The following is a 21019-nucleotide window of genomic DNA, read 5'->3' as shown; positions in this document are numbered from 1 at the left end:
TCACACCCACGTTCGGGGGCGGTAACGGTTTGCGCGTTCCACCAGGTCGATCCTCTCCTCGCCGCCCTGCGCGAGCCTGGCCAGCGTCCGGTACGAGCGCTCCAGGCCGAAACGGAGGCCGCGTTCGTCCAGTTCGCTGCCGAGCAGCGCCCGGCCGGTCGCCGCGGTCGGCGCAGAACTCGGGTTTTCGGAGAGTACCCAGTCCAGGGCGCAGCCGAGGACCTCTGTGGACAACTGCTCACGGCGCACGGCGTCCAGGCCGTACGCCTCGAGCGCCTGGACCTGCCCCGCTGCGGCCACGAGGTCGTCCAGGAAGGTGGAGCCCTGGCCCTGGCCCGTACGGTTTCGCAGCCGCGCCCGTACGGCGGCGACGCGGGCCGCGGTGTAGTGGATGGACGCCTCCGGTACCGACTCCAGCGTGTGGACGGCGCCGTGTCGGTCACCGGCGGCGAGCTGCACGCGGGCCAGGCCGAACGCCGAGCTGACATAGCTGGGGTCGGTCGTCCAGACGAGGCGGTAGTACTCGGCCGCGTTGTCGAGCTGGCCGAGGACCTCCGCGCACAGGCCGAGCGCCAGCTTGGGTGCGGGCTCTCCGGGGAACGCGTCGTAGACCGCGTCGAAGGAGAGCGCGGCCGACTCGTGGTCGCCGGTGACGAGCGCGGTGATACCGCGATACCAGACGACCCGCCAGTCGTCGGCGTGGTCGGCCTCCAGGGCGGCGACGGCCCGGCCCGCGTTGGCCGTCTCGCCCATTTCCAGCTGGGCCCGCAGCTCGCGCAGCCGCAGTTCCAGGGAGGCGCCCGGCGCGGCGCGCAGCGCGGCGATCAGCTCCGCGGGCGCGGAGGCCATGAGACCGGCGAGGAAACCGGCGTTGGGGTCACCGGGGTCGACGTGCGGGACCGGCAGGGCGAGGGCGGCGGCGACGGTGTCGAGCGGCTTGACGAGGCCGTTCGTGGCCTCGCCGGCCCGGCCGCCCGGCAGCGCGGCAGGTCCGGCGGGGGAACCGAGCGAGCCTCCAGGGGCGGCGGGGCCCTGGCCCGCCGTGCCCGGCGCCGCGGGAAGCGCGCCGCCGTCCGTCCCACGGCGGCGCCGCGTCGGCACCACCCGCGCGCCCAGCCGTGACACGTCCCCGTCCAGCGTCGTGAACAACTCCGTGTCGGTGACCCTGAGCTCGGGACCGAACAACGTCGACAGGGCGGGCCGCGGGCGGCCCGTCTGGAGGGCGACGACCTCCCGGAGCACTCCGGTCAGCTGCTCCGACATCTCCTGTGCGGACGCGAACCGGCGGGCCGGATCCGGGTCGGTGGCGCGGACCAGCAGCCGGTAGAAGGACTCGTACTTACGGAAGACCTCGATGGTGTCCGGGTCGGGCAGGGAGTCCACGAAGACGGTCGTGTAGCCCTGGAAGTCGAAGGTGAGCACGGCGAGGGTACGCGCGACCGTGTAGATGTCGCTCGCCACCGACGGCCCGGCCTCCGCGACCTCCGGCGCCTGGTAGCCGACCGTGCCGTAGATGGCCGACTCCTCGTCGTCCATCCTGCGCACCGCGCCCATGTCGATCAGCTTGAGCTGGTCCTCGGTCTGGATCGCGTTGTCGACCTTGAAGTCGCAGTACAGCAGGTTGCGACTGTGCAGGTGGCCGAGCGCTTCCAGCGCCTCGATGCCGTACGCGCACGCCTGCTCCACCGGCAGCGGATCGCGCCTTCCGTCCGCTGTACGACGGGAGTTGGCGATCTCCTTGAGCGCCTTGCCGCCGACGTACTCCATGACGATGTAGCCGTCGAGCGAGCCGGTTTGCTGGTCGAGGTGCTCCACGAAGTTGTAGATGCGCACGATGTTGGAGTGCTCGATCTCGGCGAGGAAGCGCCGCTCGGAGATCGCCGCGGCCATCGCGTCCTGGTCACCGGTGTCCAGCAGACCCTTGAGGACCACCCACCGGTCGGAGACCGCCCGGTCCACGGCCAGGTAGATCCAGCCGAGCCCACCGTGCGCGAGGCAGCCCACGACCTCGTACTGGCCGTGGACGACGTCCCCCGAGTGCAGCTTCGGCACGAACGAGTAGGGGTGGCCGCACTTGGTGCAGAACCCCTCCGTGCGCCCCGGCCTCTCGCCGCGCGCACGCCCCACCGGGGCCCCGCAGTCCGAGCGCGAGCAGAACCGCTTGCGCTCGGGTACCTCGGGGTTCTCCAGCACCATCGCGCGGGGGTCGGGCCGGGGCACATCCGGGACCCGCACCAGACCGAGGCCCAGCCGGCTGCGTCCGGACGTCCCGGACCCCGTACCGGAACTGCGTACCGACACCGATCGGCTGGTGGTCCTGCCGGTCAGCCGGCCCGACACCGAGCGCCGGGACTGGGACGACCGCGCCGACGTACGGGAACTGGAGCGCGAGCCGGTGCTTTCCGAACCGCGCGAACTCCGGCCTGCCACGGTGATCCCCGTGGCCGGCGAGGCGACCATCCCGCTCGCCGAGACGACCGGCGCCAGACCACATGTGTCGCAGTACAGCTCGCCGCCGCCGACGTCCTCGTACGTTCCGTCGCAGCCGGGCCGCTGGCAGTTCTGCCCTGCCTGACTCATCTCTCCCCCCTCCGGTCGGCCGGTGCGCCCCGCTCGGGCACGCGCGGGCCGAGCAGTTCGGCGGCCGCCTGCTGGTAGCGCAGTACCGCCTGTTCGGCGACCCTGAGGTCGCAGGGCGCGCTCCACAGCATCCGCCGCGCCGTGTCGTACCGCTCGATCAGCAGCGGGTCCTCCGCCAGCCCGTGCCGGGCGATCTTCGCCTTGTACGCGTCCAGCCGACCGCGCAACTCGGCGCGGACCGCGAGCGGGGCGGTGACCGCCGTCAACGACTCGCGGGCTCGGAGCAGTTCGTCCTCCGCCTTGCGCTCCAAGGACTCCAGCAGCGGCGAGAGGCGGTGCCACTGGGCGTGCCTGCGGTACTCCGCGGCCGTCGCCAGTTGCTCCTGGAGCGCGGTCGGCGGCCCGCTGACCGCGGGCACCTCCGAGGCGGCGATCTTCGCGAGGACCTCACCCCGCGCGCTGCGGGCCTCGGCCAGCGTGCGGTCCGCGCGGCTGAGCACGTCGCGCAGCTTCACAAGCCGTGCCTCGGCGTCCTGACGTACCGCCAGAACCGCCTCGACCTCCCGGCGCACGTCCTCCAGGGCGCGTGCCTCACGGTCGTACGTGGTCGTGTCCGGTCGGCCGCCACCGGGTGCCGAACTTCCCTGCTTCGGCGTCCAGTACGCCAGCGGGTCGGACACCACCTGCTCGCGAAGGCTCGTCAGGGTACGTGTGATCCGCTCCAGGTCGTCGCCCGCCGGGTGCTCGCCGGGGCGGACGCCCACCGAGTGGGCGAGGTCACGGGTGCGCTGCAACTCCGCGGCCAGTAAATCGATCCGGGCGGGCAGTGCCGACCACACCGCGTCGGCGGCGACGACCATGTCGAGCGAGGACGCGTACAGCTCGTTCATCCGCTCCACGAGATCGGCCAGCGTGAACTGCTGGCTGAGCCTGCCGGTGCCCGCCAGCGTAGGCGCGTTCGCCGTCGTCGCCGCGCTGCTCGCCACGGTGACACTGGCGCCGCGCAGCAGTTCGGTCAGCTCGGTCAGGTCCTCGCGGCTGGACCAGCGGCGACGGGCGCGGATCTCACGCGCGGTGCGCAGGGTGGCCTTGTAGGCGTCGAAGTACGCCCACAGCAGGGTGATCGACGCCTCCGTCGACATCCAGCGCACCTTGGTGACGCCGGTCAGCTCGGCGCCTTCGAGGAGTCTGCGGCCCGCGTGGTCCTGCAGGGCGAAGAGCGAGGTTTCTATGGCCTCGTGCTCCGCGCCGAGCCGCGCCAGCGCACGGTCCACCTCGTCCCGGTCCATCACCGGCCCGGTGGGTCCCGTGACGCCCATCGATCACCTCTCGCTCTCGTCGTGCCCTGGGCGCGTGTCCGGTGCGCCGGGGTAACACTCCAGTGGTATCAGGTCGGTTGCGTTCCTCAGGAGGACGGCGGTTGTGACGACGCCGAGTTCGCGCCCAGCGTCGGGGACAGCCACTTGGTGTACGAGGCCTGCCAGCCGCTCTTGCGGTAGTCCACGAGTACCTGGTTGACCCGGCGCACCAGATCGCCCGCCTGCTTGTTCATCGCCACGCCGTAGTACTCGGTCGTGAAGGGCTTCCCCTTGAGTTCGACGGTCGGGTCCTGGGCCGCCTGGCTGGCGGCGAGCGCGCCGTCGGTGACGACTGCGTCAACCTCGCCGAGCTGGAGCTTGACCAGGCAGTCGAGTTGGTTGGGGACGGTGGTGGTGATGTCGACGGACGCCGGCAACCGGCCGGACTTCTTGTCCCCGGTCAGATTGGCGTTGGCCGTCGACCCCTCCGCAGAGCAGATCTTCTTGCCGGTGAGGGACTTGTCGTAGCCCGTGATGCCGGACGTCCTGGGGGCCAGGACCTGCTGGCCGGTCGTGAAGTACGGGTCGGAGAAGGCGACGTCGGTCAGCCGGTCACAGTTGATCGTCATCGTGCGTACCACCATGTCCACCTGCCCGCCTTTGATGGCCGGGATGCGCTGGTTGGTGGGTATGGCGTGGAAGCGCACCGCCTTCGGGTCGCCGAGGATCTGCCGTGCGATCTCGCGGGCCAGGTCGATGTCGAAGCCCTCCAGGTCACTGCCCGTGGTGTTGGGGTCGCGGTAGCCCCAGCGGTAGCTGTTCTGGTCCACACCCACCGACAGATAGCCACGCTTCTTGATGGCCGTGACCGCCGGCCCGCTCTCGTCCCCGGACGGTGGCGGGCTCAGCCGCTCGGGGTGGGCGTCGCATGAGGCGGCCTTCGCCTGGGTCGCCTCGGCCAGGCCCGGACCGCCGGTGCCCGTGGAACCGTCCCCGCGCGTGCCGACCAGCGGCAGCAGCAGCACGAGCCCCACGGCGAGGACGCAGAGCGCCAGCATCGTCCCCACACCGCCCCAGCCCTTCAGGCTCACCCGCAGACGCCGTGCGATCATCGCCGCTCCCCCTCTCACCGGTACTCCGACAGCCTGCGCCCGATGCCCAGCACGGCGCCGGACGCGCCCAGCACCGCGAGAACCGCCGCGCCGACCGGCAGCCCGGTCATCGCGTCCCGGCCGTCTCCCGCCGCCTGTTCGAACTGGCTCTCCTCGTGCTTCAGCGCCTTCGCCAGACTCGCGTCCACGTTGTCGAAGCGCTCGCCCGTCGGATGGTCCTCCTCGGACCCGATGATCTTCTTCAGCGCCGCCTGGTAGTCGCCCTCGTCGTCGGCGGTCCGCGCCTCCTGGTGGCGCTGCTGCCAGAGCTTCATGGCGCCAGTGGCGTCCTTCACGGGCTGCCTGCCCGCCTGGTCGTCGGCGAGGGACTCGGCCTTGCCCAGGCCCGAGGAAAGCGTCTTCATGTCCTGCTTGAACGCATAGTCGTACGCGTCCTCGGTCGTCCCGTCAGGCAGCTTCTTGGTCTCGGCACCGCGGCTGACCAGCGTGAGGTTCTCGTTGCCGCGCGCGTTCAGGGACGCGATGCGCGCGTCGTGCAGCACGTTCAGCGAACGGACTCCGTGGTCGTAGGAGGAGTTGAGCTCCGCGCGGGCGACACTGTGACCGACGGTCAGCCACAGCAGGACGATCGCACAGGCGGCGGTGGCGGCGACCAGGCCGTGGTTGAGCACCCGGTTCGTGCGCAGGTAGTGGCGCCGCTGCGCCCAGCCCAGCGCGGCCAGCGCGAGGACACCGAGCGCGATGGCGAACCAGGGGTACGGGGTCGCGCTCCCGTAGTCGGCGCGCAGCCGCTGGTTCTCCTTGGTGTACAGGTCCTGCGCGGCCGGCAGCATCTCCTGCTGCATCTTCTCGTTCGCCGCTCGCAGGTACGCGCCGCCCACCGGGAAGCCCTGCCGGTTGTTGGCCCGCGCCCGCTCGATGAGGCCCTTGTACTCCGGCAGCAGCTTGTTGAGCTTGGCGATGGTCTGCGCGGAGGGGGAGCCGGGCTCGGTACTGGCGGCCGCCGTGACGAGCCCGGCCGCGGCGGTCCGGATGTCCTTCTCGTACCGTCTGGTGGTCGCGGGGGGTTCCTGGCCGCCGGACAGGAAGCCGCTGGCGGCCGCGGTGTTGGCGTCGGCGAGGGAGCGGTAGATGTCGGCGGCGCCCGCGCTGAGCGGCTGGCTGCGGTGCAGCACGTCGTCCGCGGCACTCGAGCGGTCGGTCATCTGCCAGGCGGTGACGGCCCCGAACGCGATGACCAGCAGGGCGAGCACGGCGCCGATGATGCGCAGCCGGCCGGGCTCGGTGGTGGTGGCCACCCGCAGACGGTCGACGCCCTCGGCGAAGGCCGTGCGGCGCGGCGCGGCAGCGGGACGTACCGGCGGCACCGGGACCGCCTGCGTCGCGGGCCCCTTGGCCTGCGGCGGCACGGTCGGCCTGGTGTGCGGCGCCGGTGGCGCGCCGCCCTGCTGCGGGTGTGTCACGTGACCTCCCCCGTGGTCATCCGTCGGTCAACTCCGCCCGATGCGGGGAGCGGGCGCGGGTGCACGGCGGCAAGTATTCCCGTCCGGAGCGGTATCCGCACAGGCATTCACGCGATCTTGTGTCGGATCGCCGCGCGCCGACGTACGCATGTCCTGTCGCAACACCCCGTTCATGAACACGCTTTGTGCTCCCGTTCGGTTCCCCGACGGCCGTGCCCCGGTCAGGAGTTCTCGTAGTACGCCCGCACGCGCGCGTGGGCCTCCCGGGGGGCCTGCTCGTGGTCGAGGCCGAGGAGGGCCGCGCCGAGGACCGGGCGGGCCGCGACCACCTGGGGGACCGCCTTGGGTGCGTCGGCCGCCAGCAGTTCCCGTATGCGGGAGTCGAGTTGCGGATGACGGGCGGCCAGGATGCTGCCGCCGAGCAGCACGGGGGTCTCCTCGGCGAGCAGGTCCAGGCGGGTCAACGCGACCGTGGTCAGGGCGACGACCTCCTCCGCGAGCCGCTCGACGATCGCGCGGGCGACCGGGTCGCCGGCCTGGGCCGTGGCGAACAGTACCGGCGTCAGCTCGTGACGCCGGGCGTGCTCGATGTGCCCCAGGTGGAGTGCCTCGATGAGCGCGTACATGGAGCCGAGCCCGAAGTGCGCGGGCAGCGTGCGCGCCAGGGCCGTGGGGCCGCCCCGGCCGTCCTCCGCGCGCGCGGCCCACCACAGGGACTCCTCCGCCAGGTCCCAACCGCCGCCCCAGTCACCGGAGATCCGGCCGATCGCGGGAAAGCGGGCGGTGTGCCCGTCGGGACGCATACCGACGCAGTTGATGCCGGCGCCGCACACGACCGCCACCCCTCGGGGCTCGGCCACACCCGCACGCAGGACGGCGAACGTGTCGTTGCGTACCTCCACGGTCGCGCCCCACGCGCGCGCCCCCAGCGCCTGGGCCAACTGCTCCTCCTCCACTGGGAGGTCGGCGTTGGCGAGACAGGCCGAGACATGGCCGACCGAGGTGACCGCGGCCCGGGCGAAGGCCTCTTCGACGACCTCGGCCAGGGCGTTCACGGCCGTCCGCACGCCCACGGCCGGCGGCCGGAACCCCCCGCCCCGGGCGGTGCCCAGGACGTCGCCGTCGGTGGTCACGACGGCGACGTCGGTCTTGCTGTTGCCCGCGTCGATGGCGAGGACGGTCGGGGTCAGGCCCACGTGAGGTGCTCCCGGTTGTGCGCGATGAGCTGGTCGGTGAGGGTTTCGGCACAGGCGTACTGGCCGATGAGGGGGTGGGCGAGCAGCGCCCGGAACACCCGGTCGCGGCCTCCGCGCAGCGCGGCCTCGAGGGCCAGGTCCTCGTACGCGGTCACGCTCGCCATCAGCCCCGCGTACAGGGGGTTCACCTCGGCCACGGGCAGGGGGGTCGGGCCCTGCGGGCCGACGGCCGCCTGTACTTCGATCACCGCGTCGTCCGGCAGGAACGGCAGTGTGCCCTTGTTGTACGCGTTCACCACCTGGTACGGCGAGCCCCCGCCGCCCAGCAGCGCGGCGGCGAGGTCGACGGCAGCCTCCGAGTAGTAGGCGCCTCCCCGTTTGGCGAGCAGTGCCGGCTTCTCCTCGAGTGACGGGTCGCCGTACATGTCCAGCAACTGCCGTTCCATCGCCGCTACTTCGGCCGCTCTGGACGGCTTCGTGCGCATCTCCCGTACGACCTCGTCGTGCGTGTAGTAGTAGCGCAGGTAGTAGGAGGGGACCACACCCAGCCGGTCCACGAGGGCGTGCGGAAGGCGCAGATCGGCGGCGATCGCGGCGCCGTGCTCCGCGAGCAGCTTGGGCAGGATGTTCTCGCCCTCGGGACCGCCCAGACGCACACCGGTTTCCCAGGTGAGGTGGTTGAGGCCCACATGGTCGAGATGGACCTCGGCGGGCGCGACGCCGAGCCGGGCGGCGAACTTCCGCTGGAGGCCGATCGCCACGTTGCACAGGCCGACGGCCCGGTGGCCCTCCTGGAGGAGGGCGCGGGTGACGATGCCGACCGGGTTGGTGAAGTCGATGATCCAGGCACTCGGGTTGGTACGGCGGACGCGTTCGGCGATGTCGAAGACCACCGGTACCGTGCGCAGCGCCTTGGCGAGGCCGCCCGCACCGGTCGTCTCCTGGCCGACACAGCCGCACTCCAGCGGCCAGGTCTCGTCCTGCTCGCGCGCGGCCTGGCCGCCGACGCGAAGCTGGAGCAGTACGGCGTCGGCGCCCTCCACGCCCGCGTCCAGATCGGAGGTGGTGACGATCCGGCCGCCGTGCCCCTGCTTGGCGAAGATGCGCCGGGCCAGCCCGCCCACCAGTTCCAGGCGTTCGGCGGCCGGGTCGACGAGGACGAGTTCCTCGACGGGCAGGGTGTCCCTCAGCCGCGCGAATCCGTCGACGAGCTCGGGTGTGTAGGTCGACCCTCCGCCGACTACGGTGAGTTTCATCTGGTCTCCTTCGAGGAAACCCCGTCCTTCAGGGCGGGGTGGGGGTCGACCGGGGCGGATGTCGGGGACGGCATGGAGCCGGGGTGGGGCCTCACGGGACTCGACGTGAGGTGTCGAAGACCTCGTCGCGAGTGGTCGCGAGCGCGCTCTCCAACGCGCCGCGCACTACGGGGCGTTCGCGTACCTCGCCGACGACGAGGCGCGGCCGGGGCGCGGCCAACTCCTCCAGTTCGGCCTGGAGCAGGGCCCGCAGCGGCTCGCCCCCGGCTGTGAGGCAGGCGCCGCTGAGGACGACGAGTTCGGGGTCGAGCACGGAGACGAGTGCGGCGAGACCGGTGGCGAGCCGTGTCGCGTACGTCTGAAGGAGGCGCCGGTGGGGGCCCGTTGCGCTGTCGGCGCCCTGGGCGACGAGGGCGGCGGCGACCTCTGTGTAGGGGCCGCAGGGCACGTCCTCGATGCCGAGTTCGCGGGCCAGGAGGGGGATGGCCTGGGAGCCGGCCAGTTCCTGGTAGCCGCCGCTGCCCGCCCGGGCCACCTGGCGTACCAGGGGGGCGCCGGGCACCGGTAGGAAGCCGACTTCGCCGGCGCCGCCGGTCCAGCCGCGGTGCAGCCGGCCGCCGAGGACGAGGGCGGCGCCCAGGCCTGCCTCGTTCCACATCAGGACGAAGTCCCGATGGCCCTTGGCCGCGCCGAGCCGCTGCTCGGCCAGGGCGACGAGGTTGACGTCGTTCTCGTACTCCACGGGCATCGGGAGGGCGGCGGCGAGTTCGTCCAGGAGCGCGGGGGAGTGCCAGCCGGACAGGTGGGGGGCGTAGCGCAGACGGCCGGTGTGGGGGTCGAAGGCGCCCGGGGTGCCGATGACGACGCGGTGCACGTCGGAGAGGTCGAGGCCGGCGGCTTTCACGGCGCCGGTCAGGGCGTCGGTGACCTGGCGTACGACGGGCTGCGCCGACCGGCGGCCCGGGGAGGGCAGCTCGTACTCACCCACCGTCCTGCCGGTGATGTCGGCGACGGCGGCGAGGATGCGTCCGGGGGCGACATCGAGGCCGGCGACGTGCGCGACGGCCGGGTCGATCGCGTACAACTGGGCGCCCGGGCCGGGACGGCCCTCGCTCGTGCCCGTCACCAGGACGAGGCCCGCGGCTTCGAGCCGGGTGAGGAGCTGGGAGGCGGTGGGCTTCGACAGGCCGGTGAGCTTGCCGATGCGGGTGCGGCTGAGCGGGCCGTGTGCCAGGAGCAGATCGAGGGCGGCGCGGTCGTTCATGGCGCGCAGCACGCTTGGGGTGCCGGGGGTACCGGCGGATCCTGCCATGGGTGAAGCTCGCCCCCGCTGTTAGGAAAGTTTCCTATTGCTGAGGGGAACGTAGCGAGGGTGACGAGAGGCGTCAATACCGTCCGTCGAAAGGGGAGATGGACTCACCCGGCCATGAACGGGGCCGTGTCCAGGGTGGGGTAGGGGGCGGGGAGGGAGAGAGGCTCGCCCAGGTGGACCTTGGACTCGTTGCCGTAGTACGCCTTGGTGGGGTCGTCGCCGGGGAGGGCCGGGTCGGTGTGGCAGTGGGCCGTGCCGGTGTTGCGGTTGATCAGGACGTAGGCCGGGATGCCCGCGGCGGCGTATGTGGCCAGTTTGGCGCCGGTGTCGATGGAGTGGTTGGTGGATGTGACCTCACCGACCAGCGCGATCATGTTGATGGGGTACCAGCCTTTGTGCGTCCTGAGGTAGGAGGCGTCAAGGTCGGTCGGCTCGCGGCGCAGGACGTAGAAATCGGGAACGACCAGGGCCATGGTGCTGCCGTCCTGGTGGGCGGCACGGAACCCCATGCCCATACCCGCCAATTCGAACCCGGCGATGTGCAACTGGACGGTGAGCTTGTGGGCGCCCTTGCTGTGGTTGTAGTCCGGTTGCGGCGGCACGATGACCGTCCCCTCGAGGTACTCCGACCGAATCGGCATCGGAGACGCCTCTTCGAACGCGATCAACAGGTCGATGGGGTCCACCTGTGGCATGGCCGGCTCCAAGATAGGTTCGGCGCTCATCGCTCGTTCTCCTCGTCGCACTGGTGCCAGGCTACGCCCGTGCTGGGCGCCCCGGTGGGAGCATGTGCGCTGCCGTTGGGGCACTGAGCTGCAAAAACGTTCTACTTCACCCGAACGAGTGTGCTGAACCGTTCCGCCCCTCCGACACACGAAGAGGCGGCACCCGGAACACCCGGATGCCGCATCTGGCCAGGTACGGTCCGCTACTTCCTCGCCGGCCGCGCCGGCGGTATCGGGGAGGCGGCCTTCGTCTGCGGGGATTCCACGTTCGAGTACACCGACGGCGCCGCGACCGCTGCCGTCGGGTCGTCCTCGGGCTCCTCCTCCGGTTCGGCCGCCGGGCCGCCCATGAAGTGGATGTCCGCCTCGTCGAAGGCCCGCTTGATCCGCCAGCGCAGTTCCCGCTCCACCGACGTCGCCTTGCCCGGCATCGTCCTCGCCGAGACGTGGACCACCATCGAGTCCAGCACCACGCTGTCCAGGCCGAGCACCTCGATCGGGCCCCACAGGAGCTCGTTCCAGGGCTCTTCCTTGCTCATCTGCTCCGCCACCGCGTCGAGTGTCTCCCTCACCCGGTCCAGGTTCTCGGTCAACGGGACGGTCACGTCCACCCCGGCCGTCGCCCAGCCCTGCGACAGGTTGCCGATGCGCTTGACCTCGCCGTTGCGGACGTACCAGATCTCGCCGCCGTCGCCGCGGAGCTTCGTCACACGCAGGCCGACCTCTATCACCTCGCCGGAAGCCACCCCCGCGTCGATCTTGTCGCCGACGCCGTACTGGTCCTCGAGGATCATGAACACGCCGGAGAGGAAGTCCGTCACCAGGTTGCGCGCACCGAAACCGATCGCCACACCCGCGACACCGGCGGACGCGAGCAGCGGCGCCAGATTGATCTGGAAGGCCCCCAGCACCATCAGTGCGGCCGTACCGAGGATCACGAAGGACGCCACCGAGCGCAGCACCGACCCGATCGCCTGCGAGCGCTGCCGACGGCGCTCCGCGTTCACCAGCAGGCCGCCGAGCGTCGTGCCGTCCACGGCCTCGGCCGTACGGCTCATGCGGTCGACGAGCTTGGTGAGGGCCCGCAGCACTATCACTCTCAGCACTGTCGCGATCACCAGGATCAGTACGACTCTGAGGCCGATCGCCAGCCACGTCGACCAGTTCTCCTGGATCCAGCTCGCGGCGTTCGTCGCGCTGTCCTGGGCGTCCTGGAGCGTGGGAACCACCGGGGTGGGCGTCTGCGACGGTGAGGGGGACGGTGGGGTGCCGGCGGCCGAGAACGCGGGCAGTGACACGGAAGGTACCTCCAGGTGCATGTCTGCATCCGGTGCGGGCGGTACTGGTCACGGAAAGGTCACCGGACGGGCAGGGTTACCACACTAACGGTGCATCGCGGTGGGGGTGTCGCGATGCCCGAAGGTGAAGCCCTGCTCACCCGGGGAAGCAAGGCGGGTGTGACGGGAGATGCGGTCGGTGTGATCCAAAACACTCCCGGCCCGTTACCGGCACATGGTGGCGCTTCCACCAGGCATGAGGGGAAACTGGCTGCAGATCGTCCCGGCGCGAGCCACGCGCCGCCGGCGTACAAGGAGGCATCCGTGCCGCACGTCCTGGTCCTCAACGCGTCGTACGAGCCACTCGGCGTCGTACCGCTCCGCCGCGCGCTCGTCCTCGTCCTCGAGAACAAGGCCGTATGCCTCGAGGAGTCCGGCGCCTACATGCACAGCGCAACCGTCTCTGTCCCCGCACCCAGCGTGGTCCGGCTCAAGCGATTCGTACGAGTTCCCTACCGGGGGCCCGTTCCACTCACCCGGCGCGCGCTCTTCGCCCGCGACGGAGGCCGGTGCATGTACTGCGGTGGCGTCGCAACCAGCGTCGACCACGTCATTCCGCGCAGCCGCGGTGGTCAGCACGTCTGGGACAACGTGGTGGCGTCCTGCCGCCGCTGCAACCACGTCAAGGCCGACCGGCATCTCGTCGAGATCGGCTGGCGACTCCGTCACGCACCCGCCCCGCCCACCGGTCTGGCCTGGCGCATCATCGGCACCGGGCACAGGGATCCACGCTGGTTGCCATACCTGCGGCCGTACGGCGCGGATGACGCCTTGGCCCGGATCGACGGCATATCCGCCTGACGATCCGGGCTTTTGCGTTCCTGGGGGCGTCGGCCGCCCGATGACGGGGTCCGGCCCCGGGAGTCCCCGTGCTCCCGGGGCCGGCCGTCACGCGTAGCGCAGTTCGGCGGGGCGGACCGATCGGCGCAGGAGGGGCAGCGAGGTCGCGGCGGCCAGGACGCAGGCCGCGTAGACAGCCACCGGCACCAGGAGCGGGACCAGCGGCAGCGTGGACGTCCCTTCGGTGTCGGCAAGCTGCGCGTACCAGGTGCTGATGCCCATGCCCCCGAGACCCGCCAGCGCCACCGCGGGCGCCAGCGGCAGCGCGGTCTCCAGGAGCAGCGCGCGGGCCAGTACGGCGATCGGCACCCCGGCGGCGGCCTGCGCGGCCAGCCCCCGGCGGCGGGTGGCCAGCGACTCGGCGGTGCCCACGGCGAGGCCGAAGAGCGTGATCGCGAGGGCGAGCAGCAGAGCGATCCCGGTCAGGTCGATGCCAGTGGTGTAGAAGGAGATGTCCGCGGCGAGCGTGTCCGGATCGCGCAGGTCCAGGGTGTCCAGCAGCACCTGCCGCACGCCCATGAACCCGGTCCCGACGACGGTCACCAGCAGCACGGCCGCGTGGGTGCGGGCGGCGGCCCACGGGTCGTCGCGCAGCCGTTCCGCCGCGATCAGCACCGCCGGGTCGTCGGTCCGCTCCGCGAGGCGCCGGCCGATGCTCCGGGAGGTGATGCCGGTCAGCCGGACGGCGCTCGCCCCGGTGACGATCACCACCGCGAGCACCAGTGCCGGGGTCGAGTCGAACCCGCCGAACGAGCGCGGCGCCACGAACATCCCGATCACCAGGGCCCCGGATGCCACCAGCGGGAACAGCAGGCCGCGGCCCCGTCCGCCGTGCGGGCGCACCCGGCGTACCCACCCAAGCGGCTCGGCGACCACCCGCCGCAGCGCCAGCAGGCTCACCAGCGCGCCCACTACCGGCACGGCCAGGGTGACCAGCGCGCCTGCCACCCACACCATGGCCGGCGGCGCCTGCCACAGATGTAGCAGCAGCGGTACGAAGCAGACCGACGCGGCCACCGAGCCCGCCAGGCAGGCGAGCCCCGCCTCCAGCGTGGCGATCCGCCGCACCTGGCCCGGCGTGGCCCCGGCCAGCCGCAGCCCGGCCAGCCGCCGGTCGCGGTGGACGGCGCCGATGCGGGCGCACTGACCGAGGAAGCCCAGGACGGGGATGAGCAGGAGCAGCAGCGCGAGCACGATGCCCGAGCGCTCGCCCGGGTCGTTCAGCAGTCCGTTCGCGAGCGCGATGTTGTAGTGGCCTCGGAGGGCGGCGACGGCGACCGCGCCCAGCACGAATCCGGTGGCCAGCCCGGCGCCCAGCGCGGTGAGCAGCACCCGCCACCACTCCCGGCGGTCGGAGCCACGGGTCAGCAGCCAGGCCAGACGGAGTTCCGCGTTCATCGCGCCACCTCGGCGGTCTGCGCCGCCAGGACTCCGTCCCGCAGCGTCACCTCCCGGTCCGCATACGCCGCCACCTGCGCATCATGCGTGATCAGGAGCACGGCCGTACCGGTCTCGCGGGCCGTGTGCGTGAGCGCGGTCATCACCTGCTCCCCGGACAGGGAGTCCAGCGCGCCGGTCGGTTCGTCCGCGAAGACCACCTTCGGTCCGGTCACGAGCGCCCGCGCCAGCGACACCCGCTGAGCCTGACCGCCGCTCATCTCGCCGGGCCGCAGTGCCTCCTGCCCGCGTACTCCGAACCGCTCCAGCCACGCGACGGCCCGCTCCCGCGCAGCCGGGCGCGGGGTGCCCGCGAGCAGCAGCGGCAGAGCCACGTTGTCGACGGCGGTCAGCTCGGGGATGAGCTGCCCGAACTGGAACACCACCCCGAACTCCGTTCGCCGCAGTTCACCCAGGCGCGCCTGAGACGCCTCGTCGAGGCGCTCGCCGGCGTACTCCACCGTGCCCTCGTCGGGCCGGACGATCCCCGCCAGGCAGTGCAGCAGCGTGGACTTGCCGCTGCCGCTGGCCCCGGTGACGGCGAGGATCTCGCCCGGGTGCAGCTCTACGGAGGCGCCGCGCAGCGCCGGCGTGGAGCCGTGCGCCTTGACCAGGCGCTGTGCCGTCAGAAGGGGGGTGCTCATGCTGAGTCGACCTCCGCGGTCAAAGTCGTGAGCCGGGCCGCCGTGGTAGTCATCCAACGGAGGTCGGCGTCCAGGTGGTTGAGGGCGTAGTCGGCCGAGAGCATCGTCGCGAGATCAGTGCCGGGCGCGGCCTTCACCGCTGTCAGCTCCCGCATCCGCGCCATGTGCGCGGCACGCTGGGCCGTGAGGTAGGCGGCCGGGTCCCCGGACGAGAGGATCGACACGACGACCTTGGCGAAGATCTCGTTCGTCACGAACGGCGCGGGCGGCGCGACCTCCCCCGCCCAGCGCGACAGTTCGTGCGCGCCGGCCTCCGTCGAGTGGTACAGCGTGCGCTCCGGGCCGCCGTCGGAATCCGTCCCGTCGACCTCGGCGAGACCATCGCGGACCAGGCGCTGCAACGTCGTGTAGACCTGCCCGTACGCCAGGGGGCGAGCCTGTGGGAATCGCTCGTCGTGCCGCCGCTTGAGGTCGTAGCCATGGCTCGGCCCAGCGGCGAGCAGCCCGAGGAGGATGTGACGGGTGCTCATAAAGCTCATTATGCACTCGATATATGTATCGAGTGAATAGTCCCCTGGTTCTTCTCCGGAGTCTTCTCCCGAGTCGAGCGTCCCCCGGTCGCGGGGCGCACTCGGGTACGGTGCGAACGCACGTTGTCCGTCCTCGTGCGTCTGCGGTCCCGCACGCTGGGTAGGCCTGCTCTTACCCGCATCCGTCGTACGACGACAAGGAGGCCCCCGTGGCCGCACTGGCACACCTCCCGCTTCCGGCGCAGTCCCAAAGCGGTGCGGAGCCGACCGCCGCCCCGCACATCCTCAGCGCGGAGAGCGCCCGCACCGAGGCGCCGCTGACCAGCGAGCCGCCGCTGCCCGACGCCGAGCCCCTGACCAGCGAACCCTCCGTCGTCCGCCCGGACCCCACGGGGCACTAGATGACGCCGGCCGACCCCGCGCGCGACGGGACGCCACTGGCCCGGCTCGCCGCGCTGCACGGCGTCGCCACCTCCTACCGCCCCGCCCCGGACCGTACGGTCACGGCGTCGGACACCGCGGTCACCGCCGCCCTGGCCGCGCTCGACGTCGACGCGAGCACCCCGGACGCCGTTGGCCACGCCCTCGCCGCACGCGAGCGGGAACTGCGCGACCGTCTGCTGCCACCGACCGTGGTGAGCTGGGGCGGACGGCCGCCCGCCGCACTCGCCTCACTCCCCGACGGCATCCGTCTGCGAATCGAGACCGAACAGGGTGAGGTGCACACCGCTGTCGGCCAACTCCCGCCCGGTGTCCACACGTTGCAGGCCAGCGCCCCCGACGGTCGCACCGCCGACGCCCATCTCGTCGCAGCGCCCGCCCGGCTGCCCGCGCCGCCCGGACGCTCGTACGGACTTCTCGTCCAGCTCTACTCCCTGCTCTCCCGCCGCTCCTGGGGCATGGGCGACCTCGGCGACCTCGGCGAGCTGACCGCGTGGGCCGGGCGTGCGCTCGGCGCCGGGTTCGTACAGGTCAACCCGTTGCACACGGCCGTACCCGGCACCCCCACCGACCCTTCCCCCTACCGTCCCTCCTCCCGTCGCTACCCGGACCCCGTGCACCTGCGCGTCGAGGACGTCCCCGAGTTCGCGTACGTCGAGGACCAGGGCCGCGTCCGTACGCTGCTGGAGCGCGCCGCACGACTGCGGGACTCCGTGCTCGACAAGGGGGAGCTGATCGACCGCGACGCCGTGTGGAACCTCAAGCGCGAGGCACTCGAACTCGTCCACGCCGTGCCCCTCGGGCCCGGGCGGCGCGCCGTGTACGCCGACTTCCTCGCCGAGGAGGGCGAGGCGCTGGAGGACCACGCGACCTGGTGCGCGCTGGCGGAGGTGTACGGCTCCGACTGGCAGGGCTGGCCCGCCCGGCTGCGCGATCCGCGCTCGGTCGGAACCGCCCGCGCTCGTGCCGAGTTGATGGACCGCGTCGACTTCCACACCCGGCTCGCCTGGCTGACCGGCGCCCAACTCGCCGCCGCCCAGCGCACCGCGCGCGACGCCGGGATGGCGGTCGGACTGATCCACGACCTCGCGGTCGGTGTGCATCCCGACGGTGCCGACGCCTGGGCGCAGCAGGAGTACCTGGCGGCCGGCATGTCGGTGGGCGCGCCGCCGGACGCGTTCAACGCTCACGGCCAGGACTGGGGCCTGCCCCCCTGGCGCCCTGACCGGCTCGCCGCCGCCGGCTACGCCCCCTACCGCAACCTCCTGCGCGCCCTGGTCCGGCACGCGGGCGCCCTGCGTATCGACCACGTCATGGGCCTGTTCCGGCTGTGGTGGGTGCCGCGGGGACAGCCGCCCACGGAGGGCACCTACGTCCGGTACGACGCCGAGGCCATGCTCGCCGTCCTGGTTCTGGAGGCCTCGCGCGCCGGGGCACTGGTCATCGGTGAGGACCTCGGGACGGTGGAGCCCGGGGTGCGCGAGGCGTTGCACGAGCGCGGGGTGCTCGGCACGTCCGTGCTGTGGTTCGAACGCGACTGGGAGGGAACGGGGCGGCCGCTGCCGCCCGAGCGCTGGCGGGCGGACTGCCTGGCCACGGCCACCACCCACGACCTGCCGCCGACCGCTGCCCGGCTCACCGGCACACACGTCGAACTCCGCGAGCAGCTGGGCCTGTTGAGCCGCCCCCTGGACCGGGAACGGGCCGCGGCCGCCGCTGACACCCGCGAGTGGCTCGCCCTCCTGTCCCGGCTCGGACTGCTGAAGGGGACGAGCGGCGGAGGCCCCACGGCCATGGAGGAGATCGAGATCCAGGCGGTACACCGTTTCCTGCTGTGCACCCCCGCCCGGCTGATCGGGGTCTGGCTCCCCGACGCGGTGGGCGACCGCCGCCCGCAGAACCTGCCGGGCACCTGGGACCAGTATCCGAACTGGCGCCTGCCGGTCGCGGACGCGGAGGGGCATCCGGTGACCCTGGAGGAACTGGCGGCGTCACCGCGACTGCATGCGCTGGTGGACGTGCTGCGTACAAGGGCCGGGACGACGGCCGGCGACGGCGGTCCACGGGAGCGCGACCGGGCATCGGGGGGTGCCGGGCCGGCGGCCGGGGCCGAAGGGTGAACGGCGGGGTGTGCGGGGCGGAGGCCTCGTATTCGGGACCCCGGGCGCGCGGCTCGTTCGGACGTTCGCTACTTTTGCACCGTGGACAAGAAGAACGCCCTGCGCGCCGGCGCCCTGGCCGCCGGTACGACGCTGATGATGCTGCTCATGTCGTCCCCCGCGCTCGCGCTGACCCGCGACGACGGCGACGACCCCGGTGCCGGCTTTAGCGTGGCCGAGACGCTGGGGTGGTTCGTGGCGGCTCCGATCGTGCTGTTCCTGGTCATCGCGGGCCTCGTCATGGTCCTCGACAAGTCGCGCAAGCAGACCAAGCAGGGCTGACGCCGCTCCCGGCCACCGGGTCGCCGCCCCGGGCCTCCTGGGCGGCCTCGGCCTCGGGTCGACCATCACTTCCGTCGAGGGAGTCCACGCATCCGTACGGTGCGTGGGCTCCCTCGACGTCGTTCACGGGGCCCGGTTCACCCGGGTGGCCCAGCGACACGAGCCGCGACGGCGCACGCGTTACGGGTGCGGAGCCGTGAGGTAGCGCCGCACCGTCGGAGCCAGCCAGGCCACGACCTCCTCGCGGGCCAGGTCGACGGCCGGCGGGAACTTCAGCACATACCGTGTGAGCGCCATCCCCAGTACCTGCGACGCGATGAGCCCGGCCCGGGCGGGTGCCTGTTCGGGGTCCGGGCAGACATGCCGTGCGACCGGCAGCAACTGGTCCCGGAAGATCCCCTGGAGGCGCTCGGCCCCCACCGGGTTGGTGACGCCCACGCGCAGCATTGCCGTGAGCGCGTCGTTGTTCTCCTCCCAGAGGGTGAGGAAGTGGCCCACCAGCGCCTCGCCCACATCGTGCTGCCCCAGTTCCCGAGGGTTCGGGAGATGGAGATCGACGTCCAGGACGGCGTCGAACAGGCCTTCCTTGGAGCCGTAGTAGCGCATCACCATGGACGGATCGATCCGGGCGTCCTTGGCGATCGCGCGGATGGTGGCGCGCTCGTATCCGTCGGAGGCGAAGCGCTCGCGCGCGGCGGCGAGGATCGCCATTCGGGTGGCGTCGGAGCGGCGAGGTGGTCTGTCGGGCATGTCAACGAGCGTAGGCCAACACGCGTTGACAGTCCAGGCCGGCCGTCCTATGGTGACAACAAGCGTTGGACAACGGTTGTTGGCCAACAAGTGTGGTCAACGATTATTGTTGGCATGGGGAGGCCGCCATGAAGGGCACGACTCGCACCACCACTTCCGGCACCGACACCACCCCCGACGTGATCGTCGTCGGCTCCGGCCCCACCGGACTCCTGCTCGCCGGTGATCTCGCGACCGCAGGCCTCCCCGTCACGCTCGTCGACAAGCGCCCCCACGGGATCAGTAACCTCTCGCGCGCCTTCGTCCTGCACGCCCGCACCCTGGAACAGCTCGACGCCCGCGGCCTTGCGGACGAACTGGAGGCCAAGGGGCGGCCCCTCAGCGACTTCCGGCTCTTCGGGGGCCTCCGCCTGCGGCTCGACACCCTCCCCTCCCGCTTCAACCACCTCCTCGTTCTCCCGCAGTACGAGGTGGAGAGGGCGCTGGAGCGGCGCGCCGTCGAGGCCGGTGTGCGGTTCGTCCACCGGACCGAGGTCACCGGGCTGAGCCAGGACGCCGACGGTGTGACGCTCCAGGTGTGCCGCCCGGACGGGGAGTCCGCGGACCTGCGCGCCGCCTACGTCGTCGGCGCCGACGGAATGCGCAGCGCCGTGCGTCAGTCGATCGGTCTGACCTTCCCGGGCAAGTCCGTCATCCGTTCCGTCGTCCTCGCCGACGTCCTGCTCGACGAGGAGCCCGAGCAGGTGCTGGTCGCCAACGCGGTCGGCGACGCGTTCGCCTTCCTCGCGCCCTTCGGTGACGGCTACTACCGGGTCATCGGCTGGCGCCGCGACCGGAACGTCCCCGACAGTGCGCCGCTCGACCTCGACGAGGTCCGGGAGATCACCCGCCGCGCGCTCGGCCGCGACTACGGCATGCGTGACGCCCGCTGGATGTCCCGCTTCCACAGCGACGAGCGCCAGGCGCCCGCGTACCGCGTCGGCCGTGTCTTCCTCGCCGGGGATGCCGCCCATGTGCACACCCCGGCCGGGGGACAGGGCATGAACACCGGTCTGCAGGATGCCGCGAACCTCTCGTGGAAGCTTGCCGCGGTCCTCCGCGACCACGCCGACCCCGCGCTCCTGGACACCTACCAGTCCGAGCGCCACCCCGTCGGCAGGTCCGTACTGCGCAGCAGCGGCGGGATCGTCCGGCTCGCGATGGCCAAGCGCCCCTGGACCTTGGCGCTGCGCACCGCGCTGACCACCTTCCTCGGCCTTGCCGGGCCGGTCCGGCAGCGGGTGATCGGTCAGGTCACCGGCATCGGGTACGCGTACCCCGCTGCCCGCGGCGCTCACCCGTTGACCGGCAAGCGCATCCCCGACGTCGCCCTCGCCGGCGGCGGACGGCTCTACGAGGCCCTGCGCGGCGGCCGGTTCGTACTCATCGCCCCGCAGGAGTACGAGGCAGCCGACCGCAAGGAGCGGCTGACGGTGGAGCGTTGGGCGAGCGGGCGTCGTACGACGGTGCTGGTGCGGCCCGACGGATACGTCGCCTGGGCGGCCGACGCGCCCGATCCGGCGCGGCTCGAGGCGGCGCTGGCCGAATGGACGGGCCGGAGCTGACCGTACCGACGGTCAACCGACATGGCGGGCCGGTCTGTTGACCGGCCCGCCTT

At 72.0% G+C, this 21019-nt stretch carries 19 protein-coding genes; 6 read left to right on the top strand and 13 right to left on the bottom strand.

Going from position 1 to position 21019, the window contains the following annotated elements; genetic code table 11:
- Positions 1-2301 carry a tetratricopeptide repeat protein gene (locus tag ACWDEX_RS01285; protein ID WP_450461031.1) on the bottom strand — a complete coding sequence of 767 codons (2301 nt, stop codon included), beginning with the start codon at positions 2299-2301 and terminating at the stop codon, positions 1-3.
- Between the two features lie 10 nt (positions 2302-2311).
- On the opposite strand from ACWDEX_RS01285, the gene ACWDEX_RS01280 reads away from it, so the two are divergent.
- Positions 2312-2575: a hypothetical protein gene (locus ACWDEX_RS01280; RefSeq protein ID WP_450461030.1), complete on the top strand. Its 264-nt coding sequence runs from the start codon at positions 2312-2314 to the stop codon at positions 2573-2575.
- 1 nt (position 2576) lies between these two features.
- On the opposite strand, the gene ACWDEX_RS01275 is transcribed toward ACWDEX_RS01280, so the two are convergent.
- The 8 genes from ACWDEX_RS01275 to ACWDEX_RS01240 all read right to left on the bottom strand — a co-directional run bounded on the left by ACWDEX_RS01275 (position 2577) and on the right by ACWDEX_RS01240 (position 12261).
- Complete coding sequence (locus ACWDEX_RS01275; protein WP_450461029.1) at positions 2577-3899, bottom strand: hypothetical protein; 1323 nt, start codon at positions 3897-3899, stop codon at positions 2577-2579.
- Between the two features lie 86 nt (positions 3900-3985).
- A complete protein-coding gene (locus ACWDEX_RS01270; protein WP_450461028.1) occupies positions 3986-4990 on the bottom strand; it encodes a glutamate ABC transporter substrate-binding protein in 1005 nt (334 codons plus the stop codon).
- 14 nt (positions 4991-5004) lie between these two features.
- Positions 5005-6453, bottom strand: coding sequence for a hypothetical protein (locus ACWDEX_RS01265; RefSeq protein ID WP_450461027.1), 1449 nt, complete (start codon positions 6451-6453; stop codon positions 5005-5007).
- Between the two features lie 221 nt (positions 6454-6674).
- On the bottom strand, positions 6675-7649 hold the full coding sequence (locus ACWDEX_RS01260) for an N-acetylglucosamine kinase (RefSeq protein WP_450461026.1): 975 nt from the start codon (positions 7647-7649) through the stop codon (positions 6675-6677).
- Positions 7640-8905 carry a 6-phospho-beta-glucosidase gene (locus ACWDEX_RS01255; protein ID WP_450461025.1) on the bottom strand — a complete coding sequence of 422 codons (1266 nt, stop codon included), beginning with the start codon at positions 8903-8905 and terminating at the stop codon, positions 7640-7642. Before ACWDEX_RS01255 ends, ACWDEX_RS01260 begins: the two co-directional genes overlap by 10 nt.
- Before the next feature lie 91 nt (positions 8906-8996).
- Positions 8997-10217 (bottom strand): ROK family transcriptional regulator, encoded by a 1221-nt coding sequence (locus tag ACWDEX_RS01250; RefSeq protein ID WP_450461024.1) that lies wholly within the window; start codon positions 10215-10217, stop codon positions 8997-8999.
- 104 nt (positions 10218-10321) lie between these two features.
- A complete protein-coding gene (locus tag ACWDEX_RS01245; RefSeq protein WP_450461023.1) occupies positions 10322-10942 on the bottom strand; it encodes a Uma2 family endonuclease in 621 nt (206 codons plus the stop codon).
- A 203-nt stretch (positions 10943-11145) separates the two neighbouring features.
- On the bottom strand, positions 11146-12261 hold the full coding sequence (locus ACWDEX_RS01240; protein WP_450461022.1) for a mechanosensitive ion channel family protein: 1116 nt from the start codon (positions 12259-12261) through the stop codon (positions 11146-11148).
- Positions 12262-12543: 282 nt separating this feature from the next.
- On the opposite strand from ACWDEX_RS01240, the gene ACWDEX_RS01235 reads away from it, so the two are divergent.
- Positions 12544-13080, top strand: coding sequence for an HNH endonuclease (locus ACWDEX_RS01235; RefSeq protein WP_450461021.1), 537 nt, complete (start codon positions 12544-12546; stop codon positions 13078-13080).
- Positions 13081-13167: 87 nt separating this feature from the next.
- Here the strand turns inward: ACWDEX_RS01235 and ACWDEX_RS01230 are convergent, their stop codons facing one another.
- From ACWDEX_RS01230 to ACWDEX_RS01220, 3 genes are read right to left on the bottom strand one after another with little or no spacing between them, the layout of a single operon-like run.
- The gene (locus ACWDEX_RS01230; RefSeq protein ID WP_450461020.1) at positions 13168-14517 is read right to left on the bottom strand and encodes an ABC transporter permease; all 1350 of its coding nucleotides are present in this window, start codon (positions 14515-14517) and stop codon (positions 13168-13170) included.
- On the bottom strand, positions 14514-15200 hold the full coding sequence (locus ACWDEX_RS01225; RefSeq protein ID WP_450461019.1) for an ABC transporter ATP-binding protein: 687 nt from the start codon (positions 15198-15200) through the stop codon (positions 14514-14516). Before ACWDEX_RS01225 ends, ACWDEX_RS01230 begins: the two co-directional genes overlap by 4 nt.
- The gene (locus ACWDEX_RS01220) at positions 15197-15730 is read right to left on the bottom strand and encodes a PadR family transcriptional regulator (RefSeq protein WP_450461018.1); all 534 of its coding nucleotides are present in this window, start codon (positions 15728-15730) and stop codon (positions 15197-15199) included. The genes ACWDEX_RS01225 and ACWDEX_RS01220 overlap by 4 nt, the downstream gene beginning before the upstream one ends.
- A 209-nt stretch (positions 15731-15939) precedes the next feature.
- On the opposite strand from ACWDEX_RS01220, the gene ACWDEX_RS01215 reads away from it, so the two are divergent.
- The 3 genes from ACWDEX_RS01215 (at position 15940) to ACWDEX_RS01205 (ending at position 18612) form a co-directional block, all read left to right on the top strand.
- Entirely contained in the window at positions 15940-16131 is a 192-nt protein-coding gene (locus ACWDEX_RS01215; protein WP_450461017.1) for a hypothetical protein, read from the top strand.
- Positions 16132-18291, top strand: a complete 2160-nt coding sequence (gene malQ, locus ACWDEX_RS01210; protein ID WP_450461016.1) for a 4-alpha-glucanotransferase — start codon at positions 16132-16134, stop codon at positions 18289-18291.
- Between the two features lie 81 nt (positions 18292-18372).
- Positions 18373-18612, top strand: a complete 240-nt coding sequence (locus ACWDEX_RS01205) for a hypothetical protein (protein WP_450461015.1) — start codon at positions 18373-18375, stop codon at positions 18610-18612.
- A 180-nt stretch (positions 18613-18792) separates the two neighbouring features.
- Here the strand turns inward: ACWDEX_RS01205 and ACWDEX_RS01200 are convergent, their stop codons facing one another.
- Entirely contained in the window at positions 18793-19362 is a 570-nt protein-coding gene (locus tag ACWDEX_RS01200) for a TetR/AcrR family transcriptional regulator (protein ID WP_450461014.1), read from the bottom strand.
- A gap of 128 nt (positions 19363-19490) precedes the next feature.
- Here ACWDEX_RS01200 and ACWDEX_RS01195 point away from each other — a divergent pair, with 128 nt between their 5' ends.
- On the top strand, positions 19491-20966 hold the full coding sequence (locus ACWDEX_RS01195; protein ID WP_450461013.1) for an FAD-dependent monooxygenase: 1476 nt from the start codon (positions 19491-19493) through the stop codon (positions 20964-20966).
- Positions 20967-21019: the final 53 nt, after the last annotated feature.

Source organism: Streptomyces sp. NPDC001020 (assembly GCF_053599115.1).
The sequence above is the reverse complement of the archived record's forward strand: the minus strand, read 5'-3'. Positions and strand labels throughout refer to the sequence as shown.